23 protein-coding genes are annotated in these 23,545 nt (G+C 71.8%); 11 read left to right on the plus strand and 12 right to left on the minus strand.

Features of this window, described 5'->3' with window-relative positions; genetic code table 11:
* Positions 1 to 96 precede the first annotated feature (96 nt).
* The 4 genes from OG738_RS23730 to OG738_RS23745 all read left to right on the plus strand — a co-directional run bounded on the left by OG738_RS23730 (position 97) and on the right by OG738_RS23745 (position 5,125).
* A complete protein-coding gene (locus OG738_RS23730; protein WP_329044179.1) occupies positions 97 to 1,545 on the plus strand; it encodes an amidohydrolase in 1,449 nt (482 codons plus the stop codon).
* Between the two features lie 83 nt (positions 1,546 to 1,628).
* Complete coding sequence (locus tag OG738_RS23735; RefSeq protein ID WP_329044180.1) at positions 1,629 to 3,977, plus strand: GH92 family glycosyl hydrolase; 2,349 nt, start codon at positions 1,629 to 1,631, stop codon at positions 3,975 to 3,977.
* Positions 3,978 to 4,025: 48 nt separating this feature from the next.
* Entirely contained in the window at positions 4,026 to 4,562 is a 537-nt protein-coding gene (locus OG738_RS23740; protein ID WP_329044181.1) for a TetR/AcrR family transcriptional regulator, read from the plus strand.
* An 83-nt stretch (positions 4,563 to 4,645) separates the two neighbouring features.
* Positions 4,646 to 5,125: a DUF2127 domain-containing protein gene (locus tag OG738_RS23745; RefSeq protein WP_329044182.1), complete on the plus strand. Its 480-nt coding sequence runs from the start codon at positions 4,646 to 4,648 to the stop codon at positions 5,123 to 5,125.
* Here the strand turns inward: OG738_RS23745 and OG738_RS23750 are convergent.
* Entirely contained in the window at positions 5,122 to 5,832 is a 711-nt protein-coding gene (locus OG738_RS23750) for a PP2C family protein-serine/threonine phosphatase (RefSeq protein ID WP_329044183.1), read from the minus strand. The genes OG738_RS23745 and OG738_RS23750 overlap by 4 nt on opposite strands.
* A gap of 236 nt (positions 5,833 to 6,068) precedes the next feature.
* Here OG738_RS23750 and OG738_RS23755 point away from each other — a divergent pair, with 236 nt between their 5' ends.
* A complete protein-coding gene (locus OG738_RS23755) occupies positions 6,069 to 6,560 on the plus strand; it encodes a hypothetical protein (protein ID WP_329044185.1) in 492 nt (163 codons plus the stop codon).
* A 40-nt stretch (positions 6,561 to 6,600) separates the two neighbouring features.
* On the opposite strand, the gene OG738_RS23760 is transcribed toward OG738_RS23755, so the two are convergent.
* The 4 genes from OG738_RS23760 to OG738_RS23775 all read right to left on the minus strand — a co-directional run bounded on the left by OG738_RS23760 (position 6,601) and on the right by OG738_RS23775 (position 10,699).
* Complete coding sequence (locus OG738_RS23760) at positions 6,601 to 8,448, minus strand: glycosyltransferase family 39 protein (protein WP_329044186.1); 1,848 nt, start codon at positions 8,446 to 8,448, stop codon at positions 6,601 to 6,603.
* A complete protein-coding gene (locus OG738_RS23765) occupies positions 8,448 to 9,704 on the minus strand; it encodes a bifunctional glycosyltransferase family 2/GtrA family protein (RefSeq protein ID WP_329044187.1) in 1,257 nt (418 codons plus the stop codon). Before OG738_RS23765 ends, OG738_RS23760 begins: the two co-directional genes overlap by 1 nt.
* A gap of 102 nt (positions 9,705 to 9,806) precedes the next feature.
* Positions 9,807 to 10,379 (minus strand): hypothetical protein, encoded by a 573-nt coding sequence (locus tag OG738_RS23770; protein ID WP_329044188.1) that lies wholly within the window; start codon positions 10,377 to 10,379, stop codon positions 9,807 to 9,809.
* A complete protein-coding gene (locus tag OG738_RS23775) occupies positions 10,376 to 10,699 on the minus strand; it encodes a hypothetical protein (protein WP_329044189.1) in 324 nt (107 codons plus the stop codon). The genes OG738_RS23770 and OG738_RS23775 overlap by 4 nt, the downstream gene beginning before the upstream one ends.
* 306 nt (positions 10,700 to 11,005) lie before the next feature.
* On the opposite strand from OG738_RS23775, the gene OG738_RS23780 reads away from it, so the two are divergent.
* Genes OG738_RS23780 through OG738_RS23795 form a run of 4 tightly spaced genes read left to right on the plus strand, consistent with a single transcriptional unit; the run spans position 11,006 to position 14,628 of the window.
* A complete protein-coding gene (locus OG738_RS23780; RefSeq protein ID WP_442875802.1) occupies positions 11,006 to 12,259 on the plus strand; it encodes a helix-turn-helix domain-containing protein in 1,254 nt (417 codons plus the stop codon).
* 11 nt (positions 12,260 to 12,270) lie between these two features.
* The gene (locus OG738_RS23785; protein WP_329044192.1) at positions 12,271 to 13,029 is read left to right on the plus strand and encodes a hypothetical protein; all 759 of its coding nucleotides are present in this window, start codon (positions 12,271 to 12,273) and stop codon (positions 13,027 to 13,029) included.
* Complete coding sequence (gene dcd, locus OG738_RS23790; RefSeq protein ID WP_442875803.1) at positions 13,017 to 13,610, plus strand: dCTP deaminase; 594 nt, start codon at positions 13,017 to 13,019, stop codon at positions 13,608 to 13,610. The genes OG738_RS23785 and dcd overlap by 13 nt, the downstream gene beginning before the upstream one ends.
* On the plus strand, positions 13,594 to 14,628 hold the full coding sequence (locus tag OG738_RS23795; protein WP_329044194.1) for a thiamine-phosphate kinase: 1,035 nt from the start codon (positions 13,594 to 13,596) through the stop codon (positions 14,626 to 14,628). The genes dcd and OG738_RS23795 overlap by 17 nt, the downstream gene beginning before the upstream one ends.
* Here OG738_RS23795 and OG738_RS23800 read toward each other — a convergent pair.
* The 4 genes from OG738_RS23800 to OG738_RS23815 form a co-directional block, all read right to left on the minus strand.
* Complete coding sequence (locus OG738_RS23800; RefSeq protein WP_329044195.1) at positions 14,625 to 15,242, minus strand: hypothetical protein; 618 nt, start codon at positions 15,240 to 15,242, stop codon at positions 14,625 to 14,627. The two genes, OG738_RS23795 and OG738_RS23800, sit on opposite strands and share 4 nt — an antisense overlap.
* Positions 15,239 to 15,511: a hypothetical protein gene (locus tag OG738_RS23805; RefSeq protein WP_329044197.1), complete on the minus strand. Its 273-nt coding sequence runs from the start codon at positions 15,509 to 15,511 to the stop codon at positions 15,239 to 15,241. Before OG738_RS23805 ends, OG738_RS23800 begins: the two co-directional genes overlap by 4 nt.
* A 79-nt stretch (positions 15,512 to 15,590) precedes the next feature.
* On the minus strand, positions 15,591 to 16,253 hold the full coding sequence (locus OG738_RS23810) for a Crp/Fnr family transcriptional regulator (RefSeq protein ID WP_329044198.1): 663 nt from the start codon (positions 16,251 to 16,253) through the stop codon (positions 15,591 to 15,593).
* Between the two features lie 21 nt (positions 16,254 to 16,274).
* A complete protein-coding gene (locus tag OG738_RS23815) occupies positions 16,275 to 16,895 on the minus strand; it encodes a hypothetical protein (RefSeq protein ID WP_329044199.1) in 621 nt (206 codons plus the stop codon).
* A gap of 235 nt (positions 16,896 to 17,130) precedes the next feature.
* On the opposite strand from OG738_RS23815, the gene OG738_RS23820 reads away from it, so the two are divergent.
* Both OG738_RS23820 and OG738_RS23825 read left to right on the plus strand, forming a co-directional pair.
* Positions 17,131 to 18,186, plus strand: coding sequence for a helix-turn-helix domain-containing protein (locus OG738_RS23820; RefSeq protein WP_329044201.1), 1,056 nt, complete (start codon positions 17,131 to 17,133; stop codon positions 18,184 to 18,186).
* A complete protein-coding gene (locus tag OG738_RS23825) occupies positions 18,183 to 19,361 on the plus strand; it encodes a hypothetical protein (RefSeq protein ID WP_329044203.1) in 1,179 nt (392 codons plus the stop codon). The genes OG738_RS23820 and OG738_RS23825 overlap by 4 nt, the downstream gene beginning before the upstream one ends.
* Here the strand turns inward: OG738_RS23825 and OG738_RS23830 are convergent.
* The 3 genes from OG738_RS23830 to OG738_RS23840 form a co-directional block, all read right to left on the minus strand.
* A complete protein-coding gene (locus OG738_RS23830; protein ID WP_329044205.1) occupies positions 19,306 to 19,863 on the minus strand; it encodes a GNAT family N-acetyltransferase in 558 nt (185 codons plus the stop codon). The genes OG738_RS23825 and OG738_RS23830 overlap by 56 nt on opposite strands.
* Before the next feature lie 96 nt (positions 19,864 to 19,959).
* A complete protein-coding gene (locus tag OG738_RS23835) occupies positions 19,960 to 21,765 on the minus strand; it encodes an ArnT family glycosyltransferase (protein WP_329044206.1) in 1,806 nt (601 codons plus the stop codon).
* Between the two features lie 151 nt (positions 21,766 to 21,916).
* Positions 21,917 to 23,455 carry a sensor histidine kinase gene (locus OG738_RS23840; protein WP_329044207.1) on the minus strand — a complete coding sequence of 513 codons (1,539 nt, stop codon included), beginning with the start codon at positions 23,453 to 23,455 and terminating at the stop codon, positions 21,917 to 21,919.
* Positions 23,456 to 23,545 lie beyond the last annotated feature (90 nt).

Raw genomic sequence — 23,545 nt, forward strand, 5'->3', positions numbered from 1 at the left:
ACGGCTGCCGGACTTTACAACAGTAGCTACTACCCATCTCATTCCCATCTCACTCCGTGCTTCACCCGGATGAGTCCGGCTGGCAAGGTGGTCCGCATGGATGATCTACTGCTGCGCCGCGTGCGGCCGGGGCTCGGCGGGGACCTGTCCGACGTCCGGGTGAACGACGGCCGCGTCACGGCGATCACCGAACCGGGGTCGGCCGGGTTCGCGGCGCGGGTCGTCGACGGGCACGGGGGCACGCTGCTGCCGGGTCTGGTCGACGCGCACGCGCACCTCGTGCAGTGGGCGACGTTCCGCCGCCGGATCCCCCTCGATGCGGCGCGGTCGGCGGGGGAGGCGATCGAGCTGCTGCTGGCGCACCTGCTCGCGACGCCGGCGCGGGCGGAGGAACTGGTCGTGGGCGCGGGCTTCCGCGATGCGCTCTGGCCGGACAAGCCGCACAAGGACCTGCTGCAGCGGGCGCTGCCCGGGCGGGCGGTCGCGTTGTTCAGCGCGGACCTGCACACGCTGTGGCTGAGCCCGGCGGCGCTGAAGCTGATCGGCCGCGACCACCCGACGGGTGTGCTGCTGGAGAACGACTGCATGAGCGCGACGGCCCAGCTCCCGACGGCCGCGATCGACGTCCAGGACCGGTGGGTGGCGGAAGCGGTGTCCGCGGCGGCGGCGCGGGGCGTGACGCAGATCGTCGACTACGAGTACGCGGACACGGTGGCGGACTGGACGCGCCGGGGTGCCCCGGCGGCCCGGATCTCGTGCGTGATCGCGCGGCACCTGCTGGACCAGGCGATCGAGCGTGGCCACCGCACGGGCGACGTTCTCCCGGATTCCGGTGGGCTGCTGACGGTGGGCCCGTTCAAGCTCTTCGTCGACGGCTCCCTGAACACCCGCACGGCCTATTGCCACGATCCTTACCCTGGCTCGGATTCACCGGGTCTGCTGGAGCTGCCGCCGTCCGCTTTGGTTCCCTTGCTGGACCGGGCTTTCTCGCACGGGCTGATCCCGGCGGTCCATGCGATCGGCGACCACGCGAACACGATCGCGCTGGACGCGTTCGAGGAGGTCGGCTGCCCGGGCCGGATCGAGCACGCGCAGCTGCTTTCTCCGGCCGATGTCCCGCGGTTCGCGGCGCTGGGCGTGATCGCGGCGGTCCAGCCGGCGCACCAGCCGGACGACCGCGACGTCGCGGACCGCCATTGGCACGGCCGGACTTCGCGGGCGTTCCCGTACCGGTCCCTGCTGGAATCGGGCGCCCGCCTGGAGTTCGGCTCGGACGCCCCGGTGGCCCCGCTGGACCCGCGGGACGGAATCGCGTCGGCGGTGTTCCGCACCGACGACGACCGGCCCCCGTGGCACCCGGAGCAGTCCCTGCCGTTCGCGGAGGCACTGGCGGCGTCCTCGGGCGGCCGGCGCGGGGTGTCGGTGGGCGACGTGGCGGACCTGATGGTGACGGCGGCGGACCCGTCTCTGCTGTCGGCGGCGGACCTGCGAGCACTCCCCGTGACGGCGACCGTCCTGGCTGGGCACGTGACCCATCAGGTCTGAACGACTTTCGGGGGTTGATTTGTCCGCCGGACAACCGAAAAGGTCCTTCCGTACGGGTTGACAACGTTGTCAGGAGGAGACGGATGAGACGGTGCACCCCCAAGACGGGGACGCGCGTCCTGGCCACCCTGCTCGCCGGGGCCACCGCGGTCGCTCTCGCGACGCCCGCCGAAGCCCGGAACCAGCCGAGATTCGCCGAGGACCCCACCACCCTCGTCGACACCTCGATCGGGAACAACGGGGACGGCACCAACTTCCCGGGCGCCACCACCCCGTTCGGGATGGTGCAGCTCAGCCCGGACACCCAGCTCAAGAAGTACGCGTCCTACGACTACGCGCAGGACACCACCCTCGGCTTCAGCCACACCCATCTCTCCGGCGTCGGCTGCCAGACCATGGGCAACTTCCGGTTCATGCCGACCACCGGCGCCGTCACCAGCAGCGATCCCGCGCAGTACGGCGCCAAGTTCAGCCACGCCAACGAAACCCGCCGGCCCGGCTACTACGGGGTCAAGCTCGACAACGGCATCGAAGCCGAGCTGACCGCCACCCAGCGCACCGGCCGGCACCGCTACACCTTCCCCGGCAACACCAGCGAGAACGTCCTCATCGAGGTCGGCGAGAGCAACGGCTACACCTACGCCGGCGACGTCCACGTCGTCGGGGACGACACCGTCGAAGGCTGGCTGCAGGGCGGCAACTTCTGCTGGGAGACGCAGAAAGAGCGCTACAAGGTCTTCTTCTCGGCCAAGTTCGACCGCAAGTTCACCAGCTTCGGGACCTGGACCGACGCCAAGCTCACGCCGAACCAGCGTGATGCCAAGCTCGGCAGCCGGCGCACCGGCGCGTGGCTCACCTTCGGCAGCGACCAGAACCAGGTCGGCGCCTCCGTCGGCCTTTCCTACACCTCCATCGACGGCGCCCGGCTGAACCGCACGGCCGAGCAGCCCAAGTCGTTCGACCGGGCCGAGAACCAGGCTCACGACACCTGGAAAGACGAGCTGAACCGGATGCGCGTCGCCGGTGGGACGACCGCCGACCAGCGGACCTACTACAGCGCACTGTACCGGTCGCTGCTGCACCCGTCCGTCGGGTCCGATGTGGACGGTTCCTACCGCGGCTTCGACGACGCCGTCCACCGCAGCCGGGACACGTACTACCAGATGTTCTCGCTGTGGGACACCTACCGCTCGCAGAACCAGCTCGTCGCGCTGCTGCACCCGGACAAGGCCGCGGACATGACCAAGTCCGTCCTCGAGATCTACCAGGACGGCGGCTGGGTGCCGCGCTGGGCGCTGGCCGGCGGCGAGACGAACGTGATGAGCGGCGATCCCGTCACGCCGTGGGTGGTCGACAACTACCGCCGCGGCATCCTCGACGACAAGACCGCGCGTCAGCTCTTCGACGCGCTCTGGCGCAACGCCAACGAAGTGCCGAAGGACCAGTCGATCTTCCGCGGCCGCGACGGCAACCCGACGTACGTGAAGAACGGCTGGATCGGCTACCAGGACCTGCCGGGCTACACCTACGGCGACACCCGCCAGGCCGGCTCGGCGACCCTCGAGTACGCACTCGCCGACTGCGCGCTGTCCACCATGGCGCAGGGGCTCGGCTACCGGGACCAGGCCAAGACGCTCAAGGACCGCTGCGGCAACTTCGCCAATCTGTGGGACACCGGCGTCGAGTCCCACGGCTTCACCGGGTTCCCGCGCACCAAGGCCGCGGACGGCACCGGCGTCGGCGACCCCGACCCGGCGCAGTCCGTCGGGTTCCACGAGGGCACGCCGTGGCAGTACCAGTGGCTCGCGCAGCAGGACACCGCGAAGCTGTTCGGCCTGATGGGCGGCCCGGCGCAGGCCGAAAAGCGGCTCGACACGTTCTTCGACCTGCCGCTGCTGCTGTCCGACCCGGCGAAGGCCGCCAAGGACTCCTGGGTCCACGGCGCGTACGACTACCACAACAACTTCGCCTTCAACCCGAACAACGAGCCCGACCTGCACGCGCCCTGGATGTACAGCTGGACGGGCGCGCCGTGGAAGACGTCGGCCGTGCTGCGCGCGGCGCGGACGCTCTTCACCGACACGCCGTACGGCATGCCGGGCAACGACGACCTCGGCACCATCTCGTCGTGGCTCGTGTTCGGCATGACCGGCGTCTTCGAAGCCCAGCCCGGCTCCGGGACCTACCTGCTCAGCACGCCGATGTTCGAGAAGGTCGAGATCCGCCCGGCCGGCGGCCGCAAGCTCGAGATCGAGGCACCCGGCGCGAGCGCGGCGAAGCTGCAGTACACAAAGGACGTCCGGGTCGGCCACCGCGGCTACGACCGCAGCTGGATCTCGCACGCGGACCTGCTGCGCGCGGGCAAGATCCAGTTCCGCTTGAGTGACACCCCGACGGCCTGGGGCACGAAGTCGGCGCCGCCGGCGATGTGATCGCGTAACGGCCTCCCCGGCGCCGGGGAGGCCGTTACGATCCCCCGCATGCCGAGACCCGACGCCCGCGAGCGCATCCTCGGAACCGCCGGCCTGCTGTTCGACCGGCACGGGGTGCACGCCGTCGGGCTGCAGCGGATCATCGACGAGTGCGGCTGCGGCAAGAAGCTGCTCTACACCTGCTTCGCGAGCAAGGACGAGCTGGTGGTGGCGTACCTGACGCGGTGTGGCGCCGACTGGGACGGCCTCGTCGCCGGCGCGCGGGCGGCCGCTCCGCAGCGGCCGCTGGTGGAGCTGGTGCGCGCGGTCGGCGTGCGCGCGACCCGGCCGGGCTCGCGGGGGTGCCCGCTGCGCACGACGCTCGCGGAGTTCCCGGACCGGCGGCACCCGGCCCACCGGGTGGCGGCCGACCACCTGGTGCGGGCGCGGGCGCAGGTGCGGGAGCTGGCGGCCGGGGCGCCGGACCCGGAGCGGCTGGCGGACCGCGTCATGCTCATCATCGACGGCCTGTACGCGACCGGCCCGCTCTTCGGTGACGACGCGGCCAAGGCGGCGGTCGCCTTCGCGGAGGACGTCGTGACCTGACCCCGGGCCGGACAGCCCGGCACGAACGGGGCGAAAGGTGCCTCCCCGTGCGCCGATCTGCCGTTCGTGCTGAGCTTGGGGGCATGTCGGAGACGAAGACGACCGCGACCGAGAAGTTCTTCCGCATCGCGATCGCGATCAAGGGCCTCGACGGCGGCCTGCAGGTCGTCGGGGCGCTGATCCTCGCGTTCATCCCCGCCTCGACCGTCAGCGGGTTCACCCACGCGGTCATCACCCGCGACCTGCTCGGCGACCCGTCCGGCACGCTGGCGCGGCACCTGCAGTCGGCGACGGAGAGCTTCCTGCACGGGGACACGAAGACCTTCGCCGTCGCGTACCTGCTCGCCCACGGCCTCATCAAGCTCGCGCTGGTCTGGGCGCTGGCGCGCAAGATCCGCCGCGCGTACCCGGTCGCGGCGGTGGTCCTCGCGGCGTTCGTCGTCTACGAGATCTTCCGGGCGATCCACACCCACTCGGTCGCGCTGCCGTTCTTCGCCGCGCTCGACATCGTGATCATCATCCTGGTGCTGCGCGAATACCGGCAGCTCAAGCGGGACAGCTAGGCGGCGACGGGAAATCGCACCGTCGTGCTGTCGGCCTCCAGGGGTTCGACGTAGATGGCGGTCGCGTTGTCCGAGCCGCCGCGGGCCAGCGCCGCGTCGACCAGCTCGGCCGCGCCCGTGCCCGGCTGGGCCAGTACCGCGCGGATGCCCGTGCCCGTCAGGGGCTTGTGGATGCCGTCGCTGGTCAGCAGCAGCCCCGCGCTCGACGTCTCCGCCGTGCCGATCTCCTCCGGCTTGGCCGTGCGGACGCTCGTGGTGACCACGTGCTCCATCCGCGGGGTCACCGGCTGGTGGCGGCTGCGGAAGTACTCGGCCAGCGTGTGGTCGGTGGTCAGGCGGCCGAGCGTGGTGCCGTCCCAGGCGTACGCGCGAGCGTCGCCGACCCAGGCGATGTGGTACCCGCCGTGCTCGGCGGGCATCGCGACGACGAGCACCGCGTCCCCGAGCGTCTGCTCGCGGACCGCGCGCTGCGCGGCGAGCACGGCCTCGACAGGTCCTTTGTGGACAGGAGTGCGGGCGGCGGCCGCGGCCGCGGTGCGAGCGGCCCGCACGGCGGCGGGATCGTCCCCGACGCCGTCCGCGAGCGCGAACACGATGCCGGGCCCACCGGCGGCGGCGTAGGCCCCCACGGCGTCGGCGTTGAGCGAGCGCGGCCCCTGGGCGCTCGCGGTGTGCCAGCGCGGGTAACCCGGACGTGTCGTGATCATCGCGGCCTCCTCATCCCCTCTGTATCCGATGATCCGCGCTCAAGCTGTGGGCTGTCTGAGACTTCCCTGTGCTCGCGGTGTCAGTCCTGGTCCTCGGCCACCACCTGTGACGCCGGCCGTAACGAGCCGCTGACCTGCGACGATTTCGGTAAAACGACCGAAGGAGCAGGCCATGGACGCAGCGCCGCACGACTCCCGGCCGCTCATGGTTCGGCCTGCGCTTCTCCGGTGGCATGGTGGCCGAGGGTGATCTGCTCGCCGCGGTGGAGCTGCAGGCCCAGCTCGGAACGGCCGTGAGACTCGTCGAGACCGAGTCGCTCACGGAGGAGGAAATCCGCTCGGACCTCATCCTGATCGGCGGCAATTCACTGACCGGACGCGTCCTCGAGCGCCTGGACGGCGTGCTTTCGCTCGGGTTCGCCGAGCACGGCGCCTCGGTCTACGACCGCAAGTCCGGCTTCGCGGCCTCGCCCCGCTACGACGACGCCGGCGAGCCGCGCGTCGACTACGGCCTGGTCATCCGCGCGGCGAACCCCTTCGCGCCGGAGACCGCGGAGGTCGTGGTCGTCGCGGGGTGCGGGAGCCACGGGACCGCCGCCGCGGCCGAGGCGTTCGACGAAGCCGAAGCCCTCGGCGGGTACCGGCACTTCGAGGCGCTCGTCGAGACGACGATCTTCCGGGGCTCCCACCGCGACACGTTCGTCCGGGAAGCCCGCGGGATCGCGTGAAAGGGCCCGGGCTTCCGAAGAAGCCCGGGCCCTGCGGAACTCACTTCTGCAGGTCGTACACCGTCTGGCCGTCGACCGTGGTGGCGGTGAAGTTCGCCGTCACCCACGCGGTGATCTCCGAGGAGCCGCCGCCCGGGCCGCCGCCGCGGCCGCCCTCGACGTAGTACTTGACCTGGCCGGCCGCGACGTACGCCTTGAACTCGTCCAGCGTCGGGGCCGGGTCGGAGCCGCTCCAGCCGCCGATGCCGATCACCGCCTTGCCGCTGGCCAGTTCCAGCGAAGCCGCGCTCTGCGAGCCCGTCGTGGCCGCGGCCCACTTCGTCGTCGTCTTCGCCAGCAGGGCACCGATCGCGCTGGACGACGAGTCCTCGCCGCCGAAGCCGCCGCCCATCGCGCTCGACGTCGGTCCCGAGGTCGGGATCGAGCCGCTGTGCGCCACCGACGCCGTCTCGACGCCGTAGGCCGCGGTCGAGATGCCCAGGGTCAGGACCACCGCCGCCGCCACGACCGTGGCCGCCTTGCGGAAGCTCGGCACGCCCATCACCAGCACCGTCCCGGCGAGGACGCCGAGCACCGCGACGATCCAGCGCAGCGCCGGGGACCAGTCCGGCGTCCGGTCGAGCAGGATGAACGACCACACCGCCGTCGCCACGACCATCCCGGCCAGCGTCGCCCGCGGGGCCAGGTTGGCCCGGCCCTGCCACAGCGCGCGGCCCGAAATCGCGACCAGCGCGGCGATCGCCGGGGCGAGCGCGACCGAGTAGTAGGGGTGAACGATGCCGCTCATGTAGCTGAACACCAGCGCGGTGACGACCAGCCAGCCGCCCCACAGGACCAGCGCCAGGCGCGTCCGGTCGGTGCGCGGCGCGCGGCGGGTGAACCACAGCCCGGCGACCAGCCCGATCAGCGCGGCGGGCAGCAGCCACGAGATCTCCGTGCCGAAGCTCGACCCGAACATCCGGAACAGCCCGGACGCGCCGCCGAAGCCGATGTTCCCGCCGCCGCCCATGCCGCCGCCACCGCCCGGGCCGGCACCGTCACCGCCGCCGAAGATGCGCGACAAGCCGTTGTAGCCCAAGGCGAGTTCGAGCAGGCTGTTCCCTTCGGACCCGCCGATGTAGGGCCTTGACGCCGTCGGCCACAGATCGACGAGCGCGACGTACCACCCCGCCGAGACGACCAGCGCCACGACCGCGCCGCCGAGGTGCAGCAGCCGCTTGCCGAGCGACGTCGGCGCCGCGATCAGGTACACCAGTCCGAACGCCGGCAGCACCAGGAACGCCTGCATCATCTTCGTCAGGAAGCCGAACCCGATCGCGACACCGGCCAGCGCGAGCCACTTGGGGCTGGCCTTTTCCGTGGCCCGCACGACGAAGTAGCCGCCCGCGACCATGAGCAGCACGAGCAGCGCGTCCGGGTTGTTGAACCGGAACATCAGCGCCGCCACCGGCGTGAGCGCCAGCATCGCGCCGGCCATCAGCCCGGCGATCGGGCCCGAAGTCCGTTTCACCGTCAGGTACAGGATTCCGACGGACGCGACACCCATCAGCGCCTGCGGGGCGAGCACGGTGAAGCTGGAGAACCCGAAGATCCGCGCGAAAGCCGTGGCGACCCACAGCGCGGCGGGCGGCTTGTCGACGGTCAGCACGTTGCCCGAGTCGAGCGACCCGAACAGCCACGCCTTCCAGTCCTGCGTCCCGGACTGCACGGCAGCGGCGTAGAAGCTGTTGCCGTAGCCGGAGGCGGTGAGGTTCCAGAAGTAGAGCACGGCGGTCGCGGCCAGCAGCCCGAACACGGCCGGGCGGGTCCAGCGCGGCGGCGCGTGCGCCGCGGAATCCTTGCGGTGACGCGGTTCCTGCGTCACGGGACCGGACAGGACGGCGGTCATCAGTACTCCTTCTGGGTAGCGGTCTGGCGGCGCGGGTTGAACACCCAGCCGCGCAGGAGCAGGAACCGGAGGACCGTCGCGGCGAGGTTCGCCAGCACGAGCACGGTGATCTCCAGGACCAGGCCGGGGGTGGTGGATCCGTTGAGCAGGGCCAGCGCCCCGCTGGTCAGGGCGAGCCCGAGGCCGAACACGATCAGCCCTTCGAACTGGTGGCGCCCGGCGCCGGTGCGGCCGCGGATGCCGAACGTGAGCCGCCGGTTCAGCGCGGTGTTCCCGACCGCGGTGACCAGCAGCGCGGCGAAGTTGGCCGGCTGCGCGCCGACGGCCGTGCGCAGCAGCAGGAACAGCACCAGGTAGGCCAGCGTGCTGCTGACGCCGATGGCGGCGAACCGCACCAGCTGCGTCACCAGCCGCGGCGGCACGCCCGGCGCCTCGACACCGATCGGCTGCCTGCCGAGCTGCTCGCGCAGCCTGCTGATCGGGATCTCACCGGTGAAGGTGGCCTTCGTGACGCGGACGATGCCCTTGAGGTCCGCGGTCGCCGTCTTGACGATGTTGACCGACGAATTCGGGTCGTCGACCCAGTCGACGGGCACCTCGTGGATCCGCAGCCCGGCCCGCTGCGCCAGGACGAGCAACTCGGTGTCGAAGAACCAGCCGGTGTCCTCGACGTGCGGCAGCAGCTCGCGAGCGACATCGGCGCGAATGGCCTTGAAGCCGCACTGCGCGTCGCTGAACTTCGCGGCGAGCGTGGACTTGAGGATGAGGTTGTAGGCGCGGGAGATGAACTCGCGCTTCGGCCCCCGCACGACTCGCGCTCCCCGGGCGAGCCTGCTGCCGATGGCGAGATCGGAGTGCCCGGACAGCAGCGGAGCCACGAGCGGCCCGAGCGCGGCGAGGTCGGTGGAGAGGTCGACGTCCATGTAGGCGAGGACGGCGGCGTCGGAGGCCCGCCACACGGCGTTGAGCGCGCGGCCGCGGCCCTTCTCGTCCAGGTGGTGGACGGCCACCTCGGGAAATTCCCTGGCGAGTCTTTCGGCCACCCGCAGCGTCGCGTCGGTGCTCGCGTTGTCGGCGATCGTGATCCGGTAGGGGTAGGAGACGTGGTCGGCCAGGTGCGCGTGCAGCCGGCGGATGCACGGTTCGAGGTCGGTCTCTTCGTTGTAGACCGGGATGACGACGTCGAGGACGGGCTGCGGGCCGGCCAGATCGACCGGGACGGTCCCGGGCCGTGCTGCGGAAGCGGTGGCTGTCATGCGTACTACGGTCGCGGGCTCCGCTTTGGTGATCGTGTGATCGCCCTGTGCGGTTGCTGTGCGCCGCGCCCGGCGCCCGCTCGGTGGACGCCGGGCGCCGGCTCAGCTGTGCGCCCGCAGTGGCACGACCCCACCGGGCGACACGGGCCGCCCGGGCTCGCGCCGGGGCGCCGTCGTGCCGATCGTCAGCGTGACCAAGGCCCCGTACTTCGGATGCCGGTCCACGTAGATCTCCGTCGCGAAGCAGGCGTCCGCCAGCACCTCGCGCCGCGAGTGGATCTGGTCGAACCCGATGCCCGCCGGGCAGAACAGCGAGACCACGATGTCTCCGTCGACCGGGCGGGTCCACAGGATCGCCGGGCGGCGGCCGTCGACCGTGCAGATCCGGGCGCTCGCGAACGCGGTGCGCAACCGGTGCTGCACCACGATCGCGCGCAGCCGGCCGCGGACGTGACGGCGGGCCGCGCGCCAGTAGAACACCCAGTTGAACGCCGCCACCAGGGCGACCGGGGTCCAGACCGGGCCCAGCCACCAGACCAGGTTGACCAGGGCGTACGGCAGGAGCGTGACGGCGAGGAGCTCGTAGCGCCAGTGGTAGAGCCACAGCACCGGGTTGGGCCGCTTGACGGGGGCCAGCTGCCGGGCCAGTTCGGGGACGTGGTTGTCGTGGGTCATGACCGTGCTCCTTCGCAGCCGTCGGCGACCGGGACGGCGGTCGCGGGTGCCCGGCGGACGACTCCGGTTCCGGCGCAGCCCGGGCAAGCCGCGCCGTCGGAGGGGCTGAGCCCGTAACCGCCGCACGAGGCGCAGGCGTGCACGGTGTCCCAGCGGGGATCGCGGTAGCCGCGGGTGCCGCGGGCCCCGCGCCGGACCTCCCAGCCACGCGCGGTCGCGCGGGCGTCTTCGTCGGCGGCGAACAGCCACTCGCCGAGGCGGAGCAGCAGCCGATCGAACCAACCGCGCTCGCGGGACGTAGGTAAGTTGTGGTCTTGCATCGTGACACCCCCGGGAACTCCGCACGGATTCGGTCGGGCGGCCGGAAACGGCGCCCACGGGCGGCTCGGGGAGGCCGCCGGGCACTTGGCGTAGTGCCCCGGTTGCGGGTGACCGCGACTCGGTGCGACGCGCCGAAGACCCCTGTTGAACTGGGGTTTCACCCCTATCGGGGCAAGTCTTCGAACTTCGCACCACCGAGGAGCCGCGGATGGGCTAGGCTGCGCTCTGTGTCCACATTCTGTCACCTCCCCTACCTTCGCCTACCTGAGTAGGTTGGACGGGTGCCGAGTGCTTACCTACATTCTATGTCGACCGCGCCGCGGCCGATAGGTACTGATGTGGTAACGGCCGAGGACCTGGGCGCCGAGCTGCGCCGGCTGCGCAAGGCAGCCGGGCAGACGCAGGCGGACGTGGCCAGGATCGTCGGCGTGAGCCGGGCGAACCTGACCCAGTGGGAGACCGGGCGCTACCTCCCGTCGGTGGAGAACGCCCGCCTGCTCGACGATCACTTCCGAGCCGCGAATGCCCTGGTGGAGATGGCCGAAGCGGCTCGTACCCCGACTCCCGCCGCCGGGGAGGTCCTGACCACGGGCGCGTCCCTGCTCGAGGTCTTCCGCCGGGCCGGGACCAGCCTCGCCGAGGAGCTGATCCGCGACGCGAACGGTCGCGCCGTCGGCTGGCGGCACAACCTCCAGAAGCGGGGCGCGCACACGACGCTCGCCACCGCCTACGGGATCTCCGCGATGGTCGTGGTAGGCGAGCCCTACCTCGACCTACATGCGGTCGTCGAGGACCTCTACGCGAAGCGGTCCGACTTCGGCTGGCAGGGCCGGTCGGAAGGCCGCCGGCCCGAGGTCACGGCCGCGGTCGTCGGCGCTCTGTTCCAAGCCAGCACCATCCTCACGGCCCAGGACGGGCTCACGTACCTCGAGCGCTCGCTCGACGACCGCACCCGGACGCGTCCGTTCCTGCTCTCTTCCGCGTTGCGCACTTCGGTCCGGCTCGCGCCGGACGCCCCGCTGACCCGGCGCCTGACGGACGACCTCCTCGCGGCCCGGCTCGACTTCGACGGTGTCCCGCTCTGGGGCGAGAAGAAGGAAGAAGTGCTGTTTTCCCCGGAGCCGTCCACCGCGCACACCGCGCGGGCGGTGGTGGCGCTGCGCGAGCTGCTGCGCTCCGGGCACGGAAGCGATGAAGTCTCCGACGCCGTCGAGATCGGCACCCGCTGGCTCGTCGAGCGGGTCCACCCCGATGACGGCGTCTCCGAAGACCTCGCACTGCCCCAGCCCCAAGGGCGGCCGGACGTGCGGGTCACGATCAAGCACTTCACGTCCGCCTGGGTCCTCCAGGCGCTGGCCGAGGCGCCACAAGTGCCGGCGGCCAGGCTGAGCCGCGCGCTGAATTCGTTGTGGGAACGCTACGAACCCTCGCGCGGCCTGTGGGCCTGGGGCAGTGGCGATCTCCCGATCTGGATGACGCTCGACGCCGTGACGGCTCTGCGCGCCGTCGCGCTGGCGTTCCCGGCCCCGCAGTTCCTCCCTCCGCCAGCCGCAGAATAGAGACCCGCACCATGAGCACGACCCCTCCGGTGGTCAACGGCGATCACCCGTTCCCGCGGCAGCTCGCGGAAGCGTTGCGCGGCAACGGTTCCCGGCCCGGCCTGGACCAGCTTCAGCAGGCCGCGGAGCACCTCCGCGCCCACCGCGGCGCGTTCGCGGACTGGCTGCGCGACCTGGCGGCCGACGCCTCGGCGGTCGCCGAGATCGCGAAACGCTCGTACTGGCATCCCAACGGCTTCGCGAAGATCGTCCTGCACACCTGCGTCGAGCCCGAGTTCCGCCTCCGATTGCACGTGTGGCCGCGCGCCGAGGAGGTCTCGAGCGGAGAGTCCAACCCGCACAGCCACCGGTGGGAGTTCGCCTCGCACGTGCTGACCGGTGCGGGCATGCACATGGTCGACTTCGTCGAGACCGTCGAGGGCGGCAAGCCCTATCGGCGGTTCCGCTACGGGGCCGACCCCGCGAACCCGGCCGCGCTGGTCGCCGACGGCGATGTCCGGCTCAAGCGCCGCGCTTCGCCGCACGTCCAGGGCGGAGAGGTCTACACGTGCGACACCACGGTCGTCCACACGGTCCGGCCGATCGACGCCGAGCTCACCGCGACTGTCGTCGTCCAGGGGCCCCACCGGACGTCCACCACCGTCGTCTACTGCGAACTCGGGGAGAGCGACGACCAGCCGAACCGCGACCTCGCCGAAGCGGACTTCCACCGGCTCGTGACCGCCGTACTGGCGAGCCTGGACAGCGAGACCGCACCATGTCGCTCGTGAAGCGGCCACAGCGCGGCGTGCTTACCGACCGGGCGATCCGGCGGGCGTACGAGACCGGCGAGCTGCGGGTGGACCCGTTCGACGCGGCGTTGGTGCGGCCCGCCGCGCTCAGCCTGCGGCTCGGGCACGAGGCGTTCTCGCTCGTGACTCACCGGCCCGTCGACGTCGCGGACCGCTCGACCCATCCCGAGCTGGCCCCGAAGGTGCTCGACGAGAACGGGCGGTTGGTCGTCGAGCCCGGCGAGGTCGTGCTCGCGCCGACGCTGGAGCGCATCGGACTGGCGAAGAACCTCGCCGGGCTCGTGGACGGCACCAGCAGCTACGCGCGGCTGGGGATCAGCGTCGTGCTGTGCGGTCAGGTCAGTCCCGGTTTCGGCTGGGACACCGGCGCCGTGCTCACCCTGGAGATCGTCCACCACCTGCGGCATCCGGTCCTGCTGTATCCCGGCGCCCGGATCTGCAACTTGATGCTGTTCGCTTCGACCGGAAGCGAACGGCCGTACGGCGCCATGCCGCACAACTACTCCAGCGACCACGCGGTGGTCGCGTCCCGATTGGCGGATCATGTCCGGCACCAGTGAAACTCTCGGTGACCTGGGTGAGCGGGGCATCCAGCGAGAAGTACTGCGGCCGCGTTACGGCGGCACCGAAGGCTTCGGCGACGACAGCGCGTTCCTCGCGAAGCTGGACAAGCCGAGCGAACTCGTCGCGACGACCGACAGCTGCCCGACCCCGGTGGTCGACCTCCTGCGCGCACCCGACCTCTACCACGCGGGCTGGCTGCTGGCGACGATCAACCTGTCGGACCTGGCCGCCGCCGGGGCCGAACCGCTCGGTCTCCTCGTCAACTACACGCTGCCCAAGACGACCACCGTGGCGGCGTTCGAGCGGCTGCTCGACGGCGTCGACGACTGCTGCGCCGCCCACGAAACGAAGGTCGTCGGGGGCGACCTCCGGGACGGCGCCGCGACGCAGCTGACCGCGACGGCCGTCGGGCGGTGTGCTCCGGGCAGCAGGTTCCGGCGGTCCGGAGCGAAGGCCGGGGACCGCCTGCTGCTGGTCGGATCGCCCGGGTACCTGTGGGCCGCGGCGCTGCTGGAGACGGGGCGGGCGACGCTCCCGGCACCGGCGCGCGACGAGATCTGGCAGCGCGCCTGCCGCCCGATGGCCCAGCTGAAAGCGGGCCAAGCACTGGCCAGGGCCGGGCACGCGCGAACGGCGATGGACGTCTCGGACGGCCTGTTCGCCACGGTCCGGACCCTGTGCGAGGCGAACGGCCTCGGTGCCGTGGTCACGGGCGAATTCGACCTCGACGAGCCCGTGGCCGAGGTGGCCGCCCAGTGCGGCGTGCGGCCGTTCGACCTCGCCGAGACCTGGGGTGACTGGGGTCTGGTCGTGGTGGCCGAGGACGCCGGTCAGGTCAAGAAGACGCTGTACGAAGAAGGCATCGCGGTGCAGGACATCGGGAGGCTCACCGCGGACACCGGGATCACGAAGGGAACCGCTCCCTGGCAAGGGATCGCCCAGGAGCGGTTCTCGGCAGGCTCGTGGCACGGCGGTGATCTGTCCACTTTGGTCACCGAGGTGCTGGGGGTCTAGCTGTGGGCCCGCAGGGGCACCACGTTGCTCGGCAGGACCGCCCGCTCACGCGGCGCCTCGGTCGGGCTGATCGTCAGCGTCACCAGGCTCGCGTACCGCGGGTGGCGGTCGACGTAGACCTCCGGGACCGCGCACGCCGCCGCGAGGACCGTGCGGTTGCGGTGCAGGTGCTCGAACGCCTCGCGGCCGAACAGCGACACCACGACGTCGCCGCCGCGGGGACGGGACCACAGGATCGCCGGGTGGCGGCCGCCGGGCAGGCGCAGCAACGGGAACGCCGCGCGCAGGCGGTGCTGCAGCCGGACCGCCTGGATCCGGGCCCGCACCTGACGCCGTCGCAGCACCGCCCACCCGAGCGCGGTGGCGAAGACCGCCGACGCCCACAGCGGGCCGGCCCACAGGGCGAACGTCACCAGGGCGTAGGGGAGCAGCGTCACCGCCAGGATCTCCCACCGCCAGTGGTAGAGCCGGGCGGGGAAGGACGCTTGCCTGCTGGTCATTTCCGTGTTCCTTCCGGTCAGCCGGCGGCGCACGAGGCCGCCGAGGTGGCGTGAGAGACGTCCGGCGGCGATGCCGAGCACGAGGGCCGCGACGATCACCGGCCCGGACGTCATGTCGGGATCCGGGTCTTCGGGGCGGGCTCGGGCCGGCGGTCGCGGTCCCGGCCGAGCTGCCAGGTCCAGCGCCACCCCGCCCAGATCGCGACGACGGAGCCCAGCAGGATCAGCACGAAGGCCTGGCCGACCAGGCCGTCGAGGGGTGCCAGCCGAAGCAGCACCAGCAGTGCCCAGATCTGCGTGGCGGTGAACGGGATGACCAGCCCGGCCGCGTAGACGCCCCGGCGCCAGCGACTCCGACGCGGTGCGGTCGTGTAGGGATCCATGAATGCCCTCCTCTGCCCTGGATCCAGGAAACCTCCGGGTCGCCGCACCTTCTGTGTCAGCTGACACAGAAGGTGGGATTCAGCTCGCGAGACGGCGAAGTTCGGCCAGGCGGTGGATCGTCACCTGTCTTCGTCCGGTGCTGATCACGCCCTGGCGCCGCAGTTCGCGCGTCGCGCGGGCCCACGATTCGCGGGAGATCGCCGCGGTCATCGCCAGCTCGGCTTGGGTGGCCGGGAACCTGATCTCGATGTCCTGGCCCCGCGGCACGCCGTGCTGGACGGCCAGCTGCATCAGCTGCGCGGCCACCCGCCGCGCGGCGGCGCCGCCCCCGACCTCCAGCCACTGCCTGCCGACCGACCGCAGCCGCGTCGACAGCACGAGCAGCAGCGCCCAGGAGATCCGCGACCGCGACCGGCACAGCGCGGCGAAGCGGTCGCCCGGCACCTCGAGCACGTCGACGGCGTCGAGCGCTTCCACGGTCGCCGAGCGCGGCTGCGCGTCGATCGCGGCCAGTTCGCCGATGACGTCCCCCGCGGCGCGCACCCCGACGACGACCTCGCGCCCGTCCGGCGTCCCGTGGACGATCCGCACGTGCCCGGCGAGCAGGACCAGCACGACGCTGGAGCGCTCTCCTTCGCGGCAGAGGGTGGCGCCGCGCGGGTAGGTGCGCCGCGTGGCGGACTCCGCCAGCACGCGGCGATCGGCCGGGCCCAGGTCGGCCCAGAATCCCGTCGGTTCCACGTCCCCACCTCGTTTCCGGTCCTACGCGGTCAGTCCCTCCTCCGGCGCGCCCGCTTCGGGCGTGTAGAGCCAGCCGCGGAGCCGTTCTTCGCCGAGCTTGATGTGGACGGCCTGGGTGAAGGCGGCCCGGTCGATGCCGGGGTAGCCGTGCCGCACGACGGCGCGGTGGATCTCCTGCGACACGGCGAGCGCGAGCGGCGCGGTCGTCTCGCCCAGCCGCCGCTTCAGCTCGGGAGCGTCGACCAGCCGGCAGGCGATGTCGACGTCCTCGCCGTAGGAGGCGCGCGAGTCCCGGTGCACCTCGCCGGCGTGCACGGCGACGCGCAGCCGGAAGGCCAGCTCCGGCCGGCTTTCGGCGTGCTTCTCGAGCAGATCGCCCAGCGCGGGCACGACCGTGGTGAGCAGGAGCGTCTTGGGCAGCTGGTCGTAGGGCCGGATCAGGCAGAGCGCCCCGTCCCCGCGGTCGACGAACGGATCGCGGTGCTTCTTGCCGATCCCGCCGGCCGCGAGGGCCTCGTCGAGCAGCTCGAAGAGGACGGTGCGGAGCTGGGTGCGCACCGAGTTCGTCCGCTCGGTCGACTTCTCGATGTCGACCGCCACGATGGCCCGGTGCCGGGGTATGTCAGCTGCTGTGGTGTCCATGGCCCGCTCCCTGCCTTCAGGTGTCAACTGAAGTTCAGTCAAGTTCACTGTAGGAGCTGGAGTACTCTGGAGCAACCAGGTTGAATCGGCGTTACCCGTTTGGTGCGAGGAAGTTTTGCCTGGCGTAACGGTTCAGTCCTTGCTTCCGCGGGTCGCCGATCGTGACTTTAGCTACAGGGAGTACTATCAGGCCACTCTCGGCACTACTGAAATTTACTGAAGGGTGGCGGAGACTGTGTCGTCAGTCGCGCCGCGGGCGCTCGCCCGCCGCCTCAAGGGGCTGCGCGAGGAGCACTGGCCCGACGCCGGGCTCACGCAGGCCCAGCTCGCCCAGGCGCTCGGCGGGGTGAGCATCTCGCTGATCTCGTCCTGGGAGAACGCCGACAAGCCGGTCCGCACGCCGGTCCGGCGCCTCGAGGCCTACGCGACCTTGTTCGCCACCCGCCGATCGCTGGCCGGCGACTCCGTGCGCGTCCTCCCGGTCGAAGAACTGACGGACGAAGAGCAGGAGCGGCGCAAGGACCTGCTGGACGAATTGCTGTGGCTGCGGGAAGGCAAGGAGGTGGCCCCGGGGAGGGCCGGCACGGGCGACCTCTGGACCTTCGCGGAGGACCAGCGGATCACGATCGTCTGTGCCCAGCTCCCGGAGCAGTTCCGCCAGCACCTCAGCTACGCGGATCCCGAGAGCCCCGACTTCGTGTCGCTCTACACCTACGCGGATCCCGACGCCCTGATCGAGCTGTTCGGGCACATCCGGGCGCGCAACCCCGACAACCCGGTCACCTTCCACACCAGCGACGAACTCACGGCGGACGACTACACGAGCCACCTGGTCCTGCTCGGCGGCGTCGACTTCAACAACGTGACCCGGGACGTGATCGAGCGGGTGGACCTCCCCGTCGAGCAGGTCGGGCGCGAAGCCGTCGGTGCGCACGGCGGCTTCCGCGTCCAGGAGGACGGCCGGTCGAGGCTGATCGAGCCGCAGCTCGACGCGGGGGACCACCTGCTCGAGGACGTGGCGCTGTTCTATCGGGGCGTAAGTCCGTTCAACCGAAAGCGCACCGTGACCGTGTGCAATGGTATGTACGGTCGAGGCACGCTGGGTGCGGTCAGAGCGCTTACGGACGCGCGGTTCCTGGACCGCAACACGGCCTACGTCCGGGAGCGGTTCGGCGACGCGGAGTCGTTCAGCATCATCAGCCGCGTCCTGGTGCTCGAGGGCAACGGGCTGACTCCCGATTGGACCGTCGAGGAGAACCGGCTCTTCGAGTGGTCCGAGGCGGCCGAGTGAACGCGCGGCACCACGAGTCCCACCAGGATCTGCTGGACCACTTCGACTCGGCCGGCGCTCCGTGCGAGACCCTCGACGCCATCATCGTGCCCAACGGGCGTCCGGCGGCGTACCTGAAGGAGGCCATCACCGCGGCCAAGCTCCTCGACGCCCACCTCGTGCTCCTGTGCAGCATGCGAGCCGACGCCTCGAGCGCGGCGCTGGCCGCCAAGCGGGAAGGCGTCCGGGTCACCGCCGTCGACGTCGACTTCCTGCCCGACGGGGTCGTGCCCGACTTCGTCACCGACCGGCTGCTGCGGCTGAGCCGGTTCCACCGGCCCGTCGACACCAGTCTCAAGCGGAACCTCGGCCTGCTCATCGCGACCTTCGCCGGGTGGAAGCGGATCCTCTTCCTCGACGACGACATCAAGCTGCCCAACCCCGGTGATCTCGCGGCCGCGGCGGGACTCCTCGACGACCACCCCGTCGTCGGGCTCGCGAACGCCGGGATGCCGGACAACTCGGTGGTCTGCCACGCACTCCGCGACGTCGGCGGGGTCCAGGACGTGTTCATCGGCGGGGGCGCGCTGGTCGTCGGTGAACCCGCGTTCTCCTCGTTCTTCCCCAACATCTACAACGAGGACTGGTTCTTCCTCCTCGACGGCCTGCGGCTGCGGCCGTCGGCCGTCACCGGAACCGCGTGGCAGTACCCCTACGACCCGTACAACGACCCGCGGCGGGCTCGCGGCGAAGAGCTGGGGGACACCCTCGCCGAAGGGGTGTTCGGCCTCCTCGACAACGGTCGCGGCCTGGCCGACGCGACGAAGCGGTACTGGCACGAGTTCCTGCGCGAGCGGCGGCGGATGATCAGCACGACCGTCGACCGGGTGCGCTCCTCGGCCATCCAGCCGGAGCAGCAGGCCCGGATGGTCGCGGCGCTGAAGGCGTCGATCGGGCGCAGCCACCTGATCACGCCGGAGCTGTGCGTCCAGTACCTGGAGGCGTGGCAGTCGGACTGCCTGCGCTGGCAGCGTCACATCGGCGAACTGCGGCGTGACCGCCGCGGCGGGCTGGGCATCGACGGTGCCTTGGCGACCCTGAACATCGGCCACCTCGCCCAGCCCGGCATCGACGGGCGGATCAGCACCGGCTCGAGGCGCCGACCGTCCTGGGCTCGCCCCGCGGTGCCGGCGTAGTCACGCCCAGGTCTTTGACCAGGACGTGGCAGCGTTCCGGCACGGCGACGACGTTGCCGTTCGGCAAGGTCAGCTGCGCGTAGCAGGTGACCTTGCCGTGGCCCCAGTCCCGGTAGCCGAGGCGGTGGTACAGCCGGGCCGCGGCCGGGTTGTCCGTGCGGACCGCCAAGGCGAGCCGCTCGTGGCCCTGCCCGGCCAGGTGCCGCTCCACCGCGCCGACCAGGGCCGCGCCGACGCCGCGGTTGCGCAGCTCGGGGTGCACCTGCAGGTGGGTGAGCAGGGCGACGCCCGGCAGGTGCCGGCGGATGGGCGGTTCTTCGGCTTCCTCCAGCCACAGATAGACCGCGCCGGCCGGGCGGGTGCCCAGCCACGCGAGGAAGAGCACGCCCTGGTCGTTTCGCTGGCGGATCAAGCGATCGATCAGGAATCCGCCGTCGCCGAGCGCCGCGGCGAACGGAATCAGGTCTGCGGAGCGGGCCGGCCATACCTGGGGCTCGGTCATCTGCAGAAGCTCCGTTCCTCCGGGTACTTCCATAGTGCCGGAGGCGGCACGGAGTTGACCAGGTCATCCGGCCCGCACCCTGCTTTCGTCGGTGCGTCAGGCGGTCGCGGTCAGGTCGTAGACGGTCACGCCGTCCACCGTGGACGACTGGTAGTGCGAAGCCACCCACTCCGCGATCTGCTGGGCCGCGTCCGAGCCGGTGCTGCCCTGCATCGTCGTGCCGTCGCCGAGGAAGTAGTGGATCCGGCCGCTCGCCACGTACTGCTGGAACTGTGCCAGCGTCGGGTACGGGTCGGTGCCGTTGAACCCGCCGACCGCCATGACCGGGGCGCCGCCGGCCAGCTGGTAGCCGGCCGCCGCGTTCGAGAGGACCGTCGCCGCCGTCCAGGTGTACTTCGCCGCGTCCTGTTTCAGCAACGCCGTCAGCTGAGCGCCCGGCAGCGTCGTGGTCAGCAGAGCGCCCGGGCCGCCGCCGCGACCGCCGCCGAAGCCCCCGCCCGGGCCGCCGCCGGGACCACCGAACCGGCCGCCGAAGCCCGAGGACGGCCCCGCCGACGGAATCGCGCCGCTGTGCGTCGTCGCCGCGGTCGCCAGGGTGTACGCGCCCGTGCCCGACAGCAGCACGACCAGCCCCAGCGCCGCGACCGAAGCAGCCGCCCAGCGGGTCAGGTGGGACGCGAAGAACAGCGCCACCGCCGCCAGCAGCCCGCCCACGAGCACCGTCGGCGCCAGCCACGGCTGCCACGACGATCCCGACAGCAGCAGGTACGTCGTCAGCGCCGTCAACGCCACGCCGCCGCTGAGCAGGCCGGACGCCGACGGACGCGCCCGCAGCCGCCACAGCTGGACCGCCGCCGTGCCCACCAGCGCCGCGATCGCCGGCGCCAGCGCGACCATGTAGTACGGGTGGATGATCCCGCCCATGTAGCTGAACACCAGCGCCGTCACCAGCAGCCAGCCGCCCCACAGCAGCAGGGCCGCCCGCGACCGGTCCGTGCGCGGGGCGCGGCGGGTGAACCACAGGCCCGCGCCCAGGGCCAGCAGCGCCGCGGGGATCAGCCACGCGATGCCGCCCGCCATTTCGCTGCCGAAGAGCCGGGTCAGGCCCGTCGAGCCCCAGCCGCGGCCGCCACCGCCGCCGACGCTGCCGACCTCGTCGCCGGTGATGCGGCCGAAGCCGTTGTAGCCGAAGACCAGCTCCCACAGCGAGTTCGTCTGCGACCCGCCGATGAACGGCCGGTCGGCCACCGGCCACAGCGCGACGACCACCAGGTACCAGCCCGCCGCGACCAGCGTCGCCGCCAGCGCGCCGAGCAGGTGCAGCAGCCGCTTGCCGAGCGAGACCGGCGCGGCAACCAGGTACGCCACGGCGAACGCGGGCAGCACCAGGAACGCCTGCAGCATCTTCGCGAGGAAGCCGAACCCGACCGCGACGCCGGCCAGCGCCAGCCACCTCGGGCTCGCCTTCTCGAGCGCGCGGACCACGCAGTAGGCGCCCGCGACCAGCAGCAGCACGAGCAGCGCGTCCGGGTTGTTGAACCGGAACATCAGCGCCGCGGCGGGGGTCAGCGCCAGCACGAGGCCCGCGACGAGCCCGGCCGCCGGGCCGGAGGTCCGCTTGACCGTCGCGTGCAGCAGCCAGACCGAGCCGACGCCCATCAGCGCCTGCGGCACCAGGATGCTCCACGCGTTGACGCCGAACACCCGCGCCGACAGGCTCATCACCCACAGCGCGGCCGGGGTCTTGTCCACGGTGATCGCGTTCGCCGCGTCGCTGGAGCCGAAGAACAGCGCCTTCCAGCTCTCCGAACCGGCCTGCGCGGCCGCGGAGTAGAAGGCGTTGGCCCAGCCGGAGGCGCCGAGGCCCCACAGGTAGAGCACGGCGGTCCCGAGCAGCAGCACGGCGAGCGCGAGCCGATGCCACGACGGGCGAGCGGGTACTGAAGGGGTCGAAACGGTTTCGCGGGAGGCGAGAGCGGCTTCTTTCCGGGGGCTCCGGGTGGCGGAGCCCCCGGCCCGGGGCGAAGCCCCGGATGTCAGAGCGGTCATGAGCTCAGCTTCCGGTCTCCAGCTGGGGCAGCGTTGTGCCGGTGCTGTGCACTCGCTGTGCGGGCACGGCCACGGGCAGCCGCACCGAGAACTCCGTGCGGCCGGGGCGGCTGTGCACCTCGATGGTGCCGTGGTGGGCGACGACGACGGCGCACGCGATCGCCAGCCCGAGCCCGGTGCTGCCGGCGGTGCGGGAGCGCGACGAGTCGCCGCGGGCGAACCGCTCGAAGACGTCCGGCAGCAGGTCCGGCGCGATGCCGGGACCGTTGTCGGTCACCGTGACCACCGCGCTGCCGTCGGCCGAGCGGGCGAGCGACGTCGCCACCGTGGTGCCCGGCGGCGTGTGCGTGCGGGCGTTGGCCAGCAGGTTCGCCAGCACCTGGTGCAGCCGCTGGACGTCGCCGAAGACGAGCACCGGGTCCGGCGGCAGCGCGAGCAGCCACCGGTGCTCGCGCCCGGCGACCTGGGCGTCGCCGACGGCGTCGGCGACCAGCCGGGTGAGGTCGACGTCGCGCACGTCCAGCGGGCGGCCCGCGTCGAGCCGCGCCAGCAGCAGGAGGTCCTCGACGAGCGCGCTCATCCGGACGGCTTCGGACTGGATGCGGTTCATCGAGTGCGCCACGTCCGGCGGCACCAGCGCGCTGCCGCGGGCGGCCAGCTCGGCGTACCCGCGGATCGCGGCCAGCGGCGTCCGCAGCTCGTGGCTGGCGTCGGCGACGAACTGGCGGACGCGCAGCTCGCTGTCGTGCCGCGCCTCGAGCGCCTGCGCGACGTGGCCGAGCATCAGGTTCAGTGCCGAGCCGACCTGGCCGACCTCGGTCCGCGGGTCGGTGTCGGCCTCCGGCACGCGGATGGACAGCGCCACCTGGCCGCGATCGAGCGGCAGCTCGGTGACGCGTCCGGCGGTGGCCGCGACGCGGTCGAGCGGCCGCAGCGTCCGGCGGACCGCGAACGCGCCGAGGAAGGCCGCGCCGAGCACGCCCGCGGCGGCGACGCCGAAGAGGATCAGCCCGACCGTGAGCAGCGTGTCGGTGACCGGCTTCATCGGCAGGCCGGTGACCACGACCTCGGACGTCCCCGGCACCGGCAGCGCCATCAGCCGGTAGTCGCTGAGGTCGCTGAAGGACACGGCGTGCGGCTTGCCGTCGGCGGGCACCGAGAGCATGACGGCCTGCTGGGCCGGGGTGAGGCTCATGCCGACGCCGCGCTCGGAGATGCTGTCGTCGTGGACTTTCGTGGTCCCGTCGAAGGTGGCGCTCACCGTGCCGACGTTCTGCCCGAGCGGGTGCTCGCCGCCCCGGCCGGCCGGCGGCGCGCCGTCCTGGCGCCCGGGGTTGGTCGCGAAGACCAGCGAGCGCGTCGCCGCGGCGGAGAGCTGCTGGTCGATCTGACGGGTGAGGAACACGTCGAGCGCGAACTCGCTGACCACCCCGACGATCAGGCACACCACGGTGAGCAGCACGACCATCGAGCCGGTCAGCTTCGCGCGCAGCGAAAGGCGCCCCCGGCGGCGGGGGAGCGACGAGAGGGTTCGCGCGGCCATGGGTTCAGCGTCCGTCCGCGCCGTGTGTGCGGGTTGTGTGCTGCCTGTGAGGCGGCTGTGGGGCGACCGGCCCGTCGCGGATGTCCGCTT

The organism is Amycolatopsis sp. NBC_01488, from assembly GCF_036227105.1.
Lineage (GTDB): Bacteria > Actinomycetota > Actinomycetes > Mycobacteriales > Pseudonocardiaceae > Amycolatopsis.

What these genes read in the sequence shown, in the direction of transcription:
- OG738_RS23730 (WP_329044179.1), top strand. Translation starts at nt 97, where the DNA reads ATGGATGATCTACTGCTGCGCCGCGTGCGGCCGGGGCTCGGCGGGGAC.
- OG738_RS23735 (WP_329044180.1), top strand. Translation starts at nt 1,629, where the DNA reads ATGAGACGGTGCACCCCCAAGACGGGGACGCGCGTCCTGGCCACCCTG.
- OG738_RS23740 (WP_329044181.1), top strand. Translation starts at nt 4,026, where the DNA reads ATGCCGAGACCCGACGCCCGCGAGCGCATCCTCGGAACCGCCGGCCTG.
- OG738_RS23745 (WP_329044182.1), top strand. Translation starts at nt 4,646, where the DNA reads ATGTCGGAGACGAAGACGACCGCGACCGAGAAGTTCTTCCGCATCGCG.
- OG738_RS23750 (WP_329044183.1), bottom strand. Translation starts at nt 5,832, where the DNA reads ATGATCACGACACGTCCGGGTTACCCGCGCTGGCACACCGCGAGCGCC.
- OG738_RS23760 (WP_329044186.1), bottom strand. Translation starts at nt 8,448, where the DNA reads ATGACCGCCGTCCTGTCCGGTCCCGTGACGCAGGAACCGCGTCACCGC.
- OG738_RS23765 (WP_329044187.1), bottom strand. Translation starts at nt 9,704, where the DNA reads ATGACAGCCACCGCTTCCGCAGCACGGCCCGGGACCGTCCCGGTCGAT.
- OG738_RS23770 (WP_329044188.1), bottom strand. Translation starts at nt 10,379, where the DNA reads ATGACCCACGACAACCACGTCCCCGAACTGGCCCGGCAGCTGGCCCCC.
- OG738_RS23775 (WP_329044189.1), bottom strand. Translation starts at nt 10,699, where the DNA reads ATGCAAGACCACAACTTACCTACGTCCCGCGAGCGCGGTTGGTTCGAT.
- OG738_RS23780 (WP_442875802.1), top strand. Translation starts at nt 11,006, where the DNA reads ATGTCGACCGCGCCGCGGCCGATAGGTACTGATGTGGTAACGGCCGAG.
- OG738_RS23785 (WP_329044192.1), top strand. Translation starts at nt 12,271, where the DNA reads ATGAGCACGACCCCTCCGGTGGTCAACGGCGATCACCCGTTCCCGCGG.
- dcd (WP_442875803.1), top strand. Translation starts at nt 13,017, where the DNA reads ATGTCGCTCGTGAAGCGGCCACAGCGCGGCGTGCTTACCGACCGGGCG.
- OG738_RS23795 (WP_329044194.1), top strand. Translation starts at nt 13,594, where the DNA reads ATGTCCGGCACCAGTGAAACTCTCGGTGACCTGGGTGAGCGGGGCATC.
- OG738_RS23800 (WP_329044195.1), bottom strand. Translation starts at nt 15,242, where the DNA reads ATGACGTCCGGGCCGGTGATCGTCGCGGCCCTCGTGCTCGGCATCGCC.
- OG738_RS23805 (WP_329044197.1), bottom strand. Translation starts at nt 15,511, where the DNA reads ATGGATCCCTACACGACCGCACCGCGTCGGAGTCGCTGGCGCCGGGGC.
- OG738_RS23815 (WP_329044199.1), bottom strand. Translation starts at nt 16,895, where the DNA reads ATGGACACCACAGCAGCTGACATACCCCGGCACCGGGCCATCGTGGCG.
- OG738_RS23830 (WP_329044205.1), bottom strand. Translation starts at nt 19,863, where the DNA reads ATGACCGAGCCCCAGGTATGGCCGGCCCGCTCCGCAGACCTGATTCCG.
- OG738_RS23840 (WP_329044207.1), bottom strand. Translation starts at nt 23,455, where the DNA reads ATGGCCGCGCGAACCCTCTCGTCGCTCCCCCGCCGCCGGGGGCGCCTT.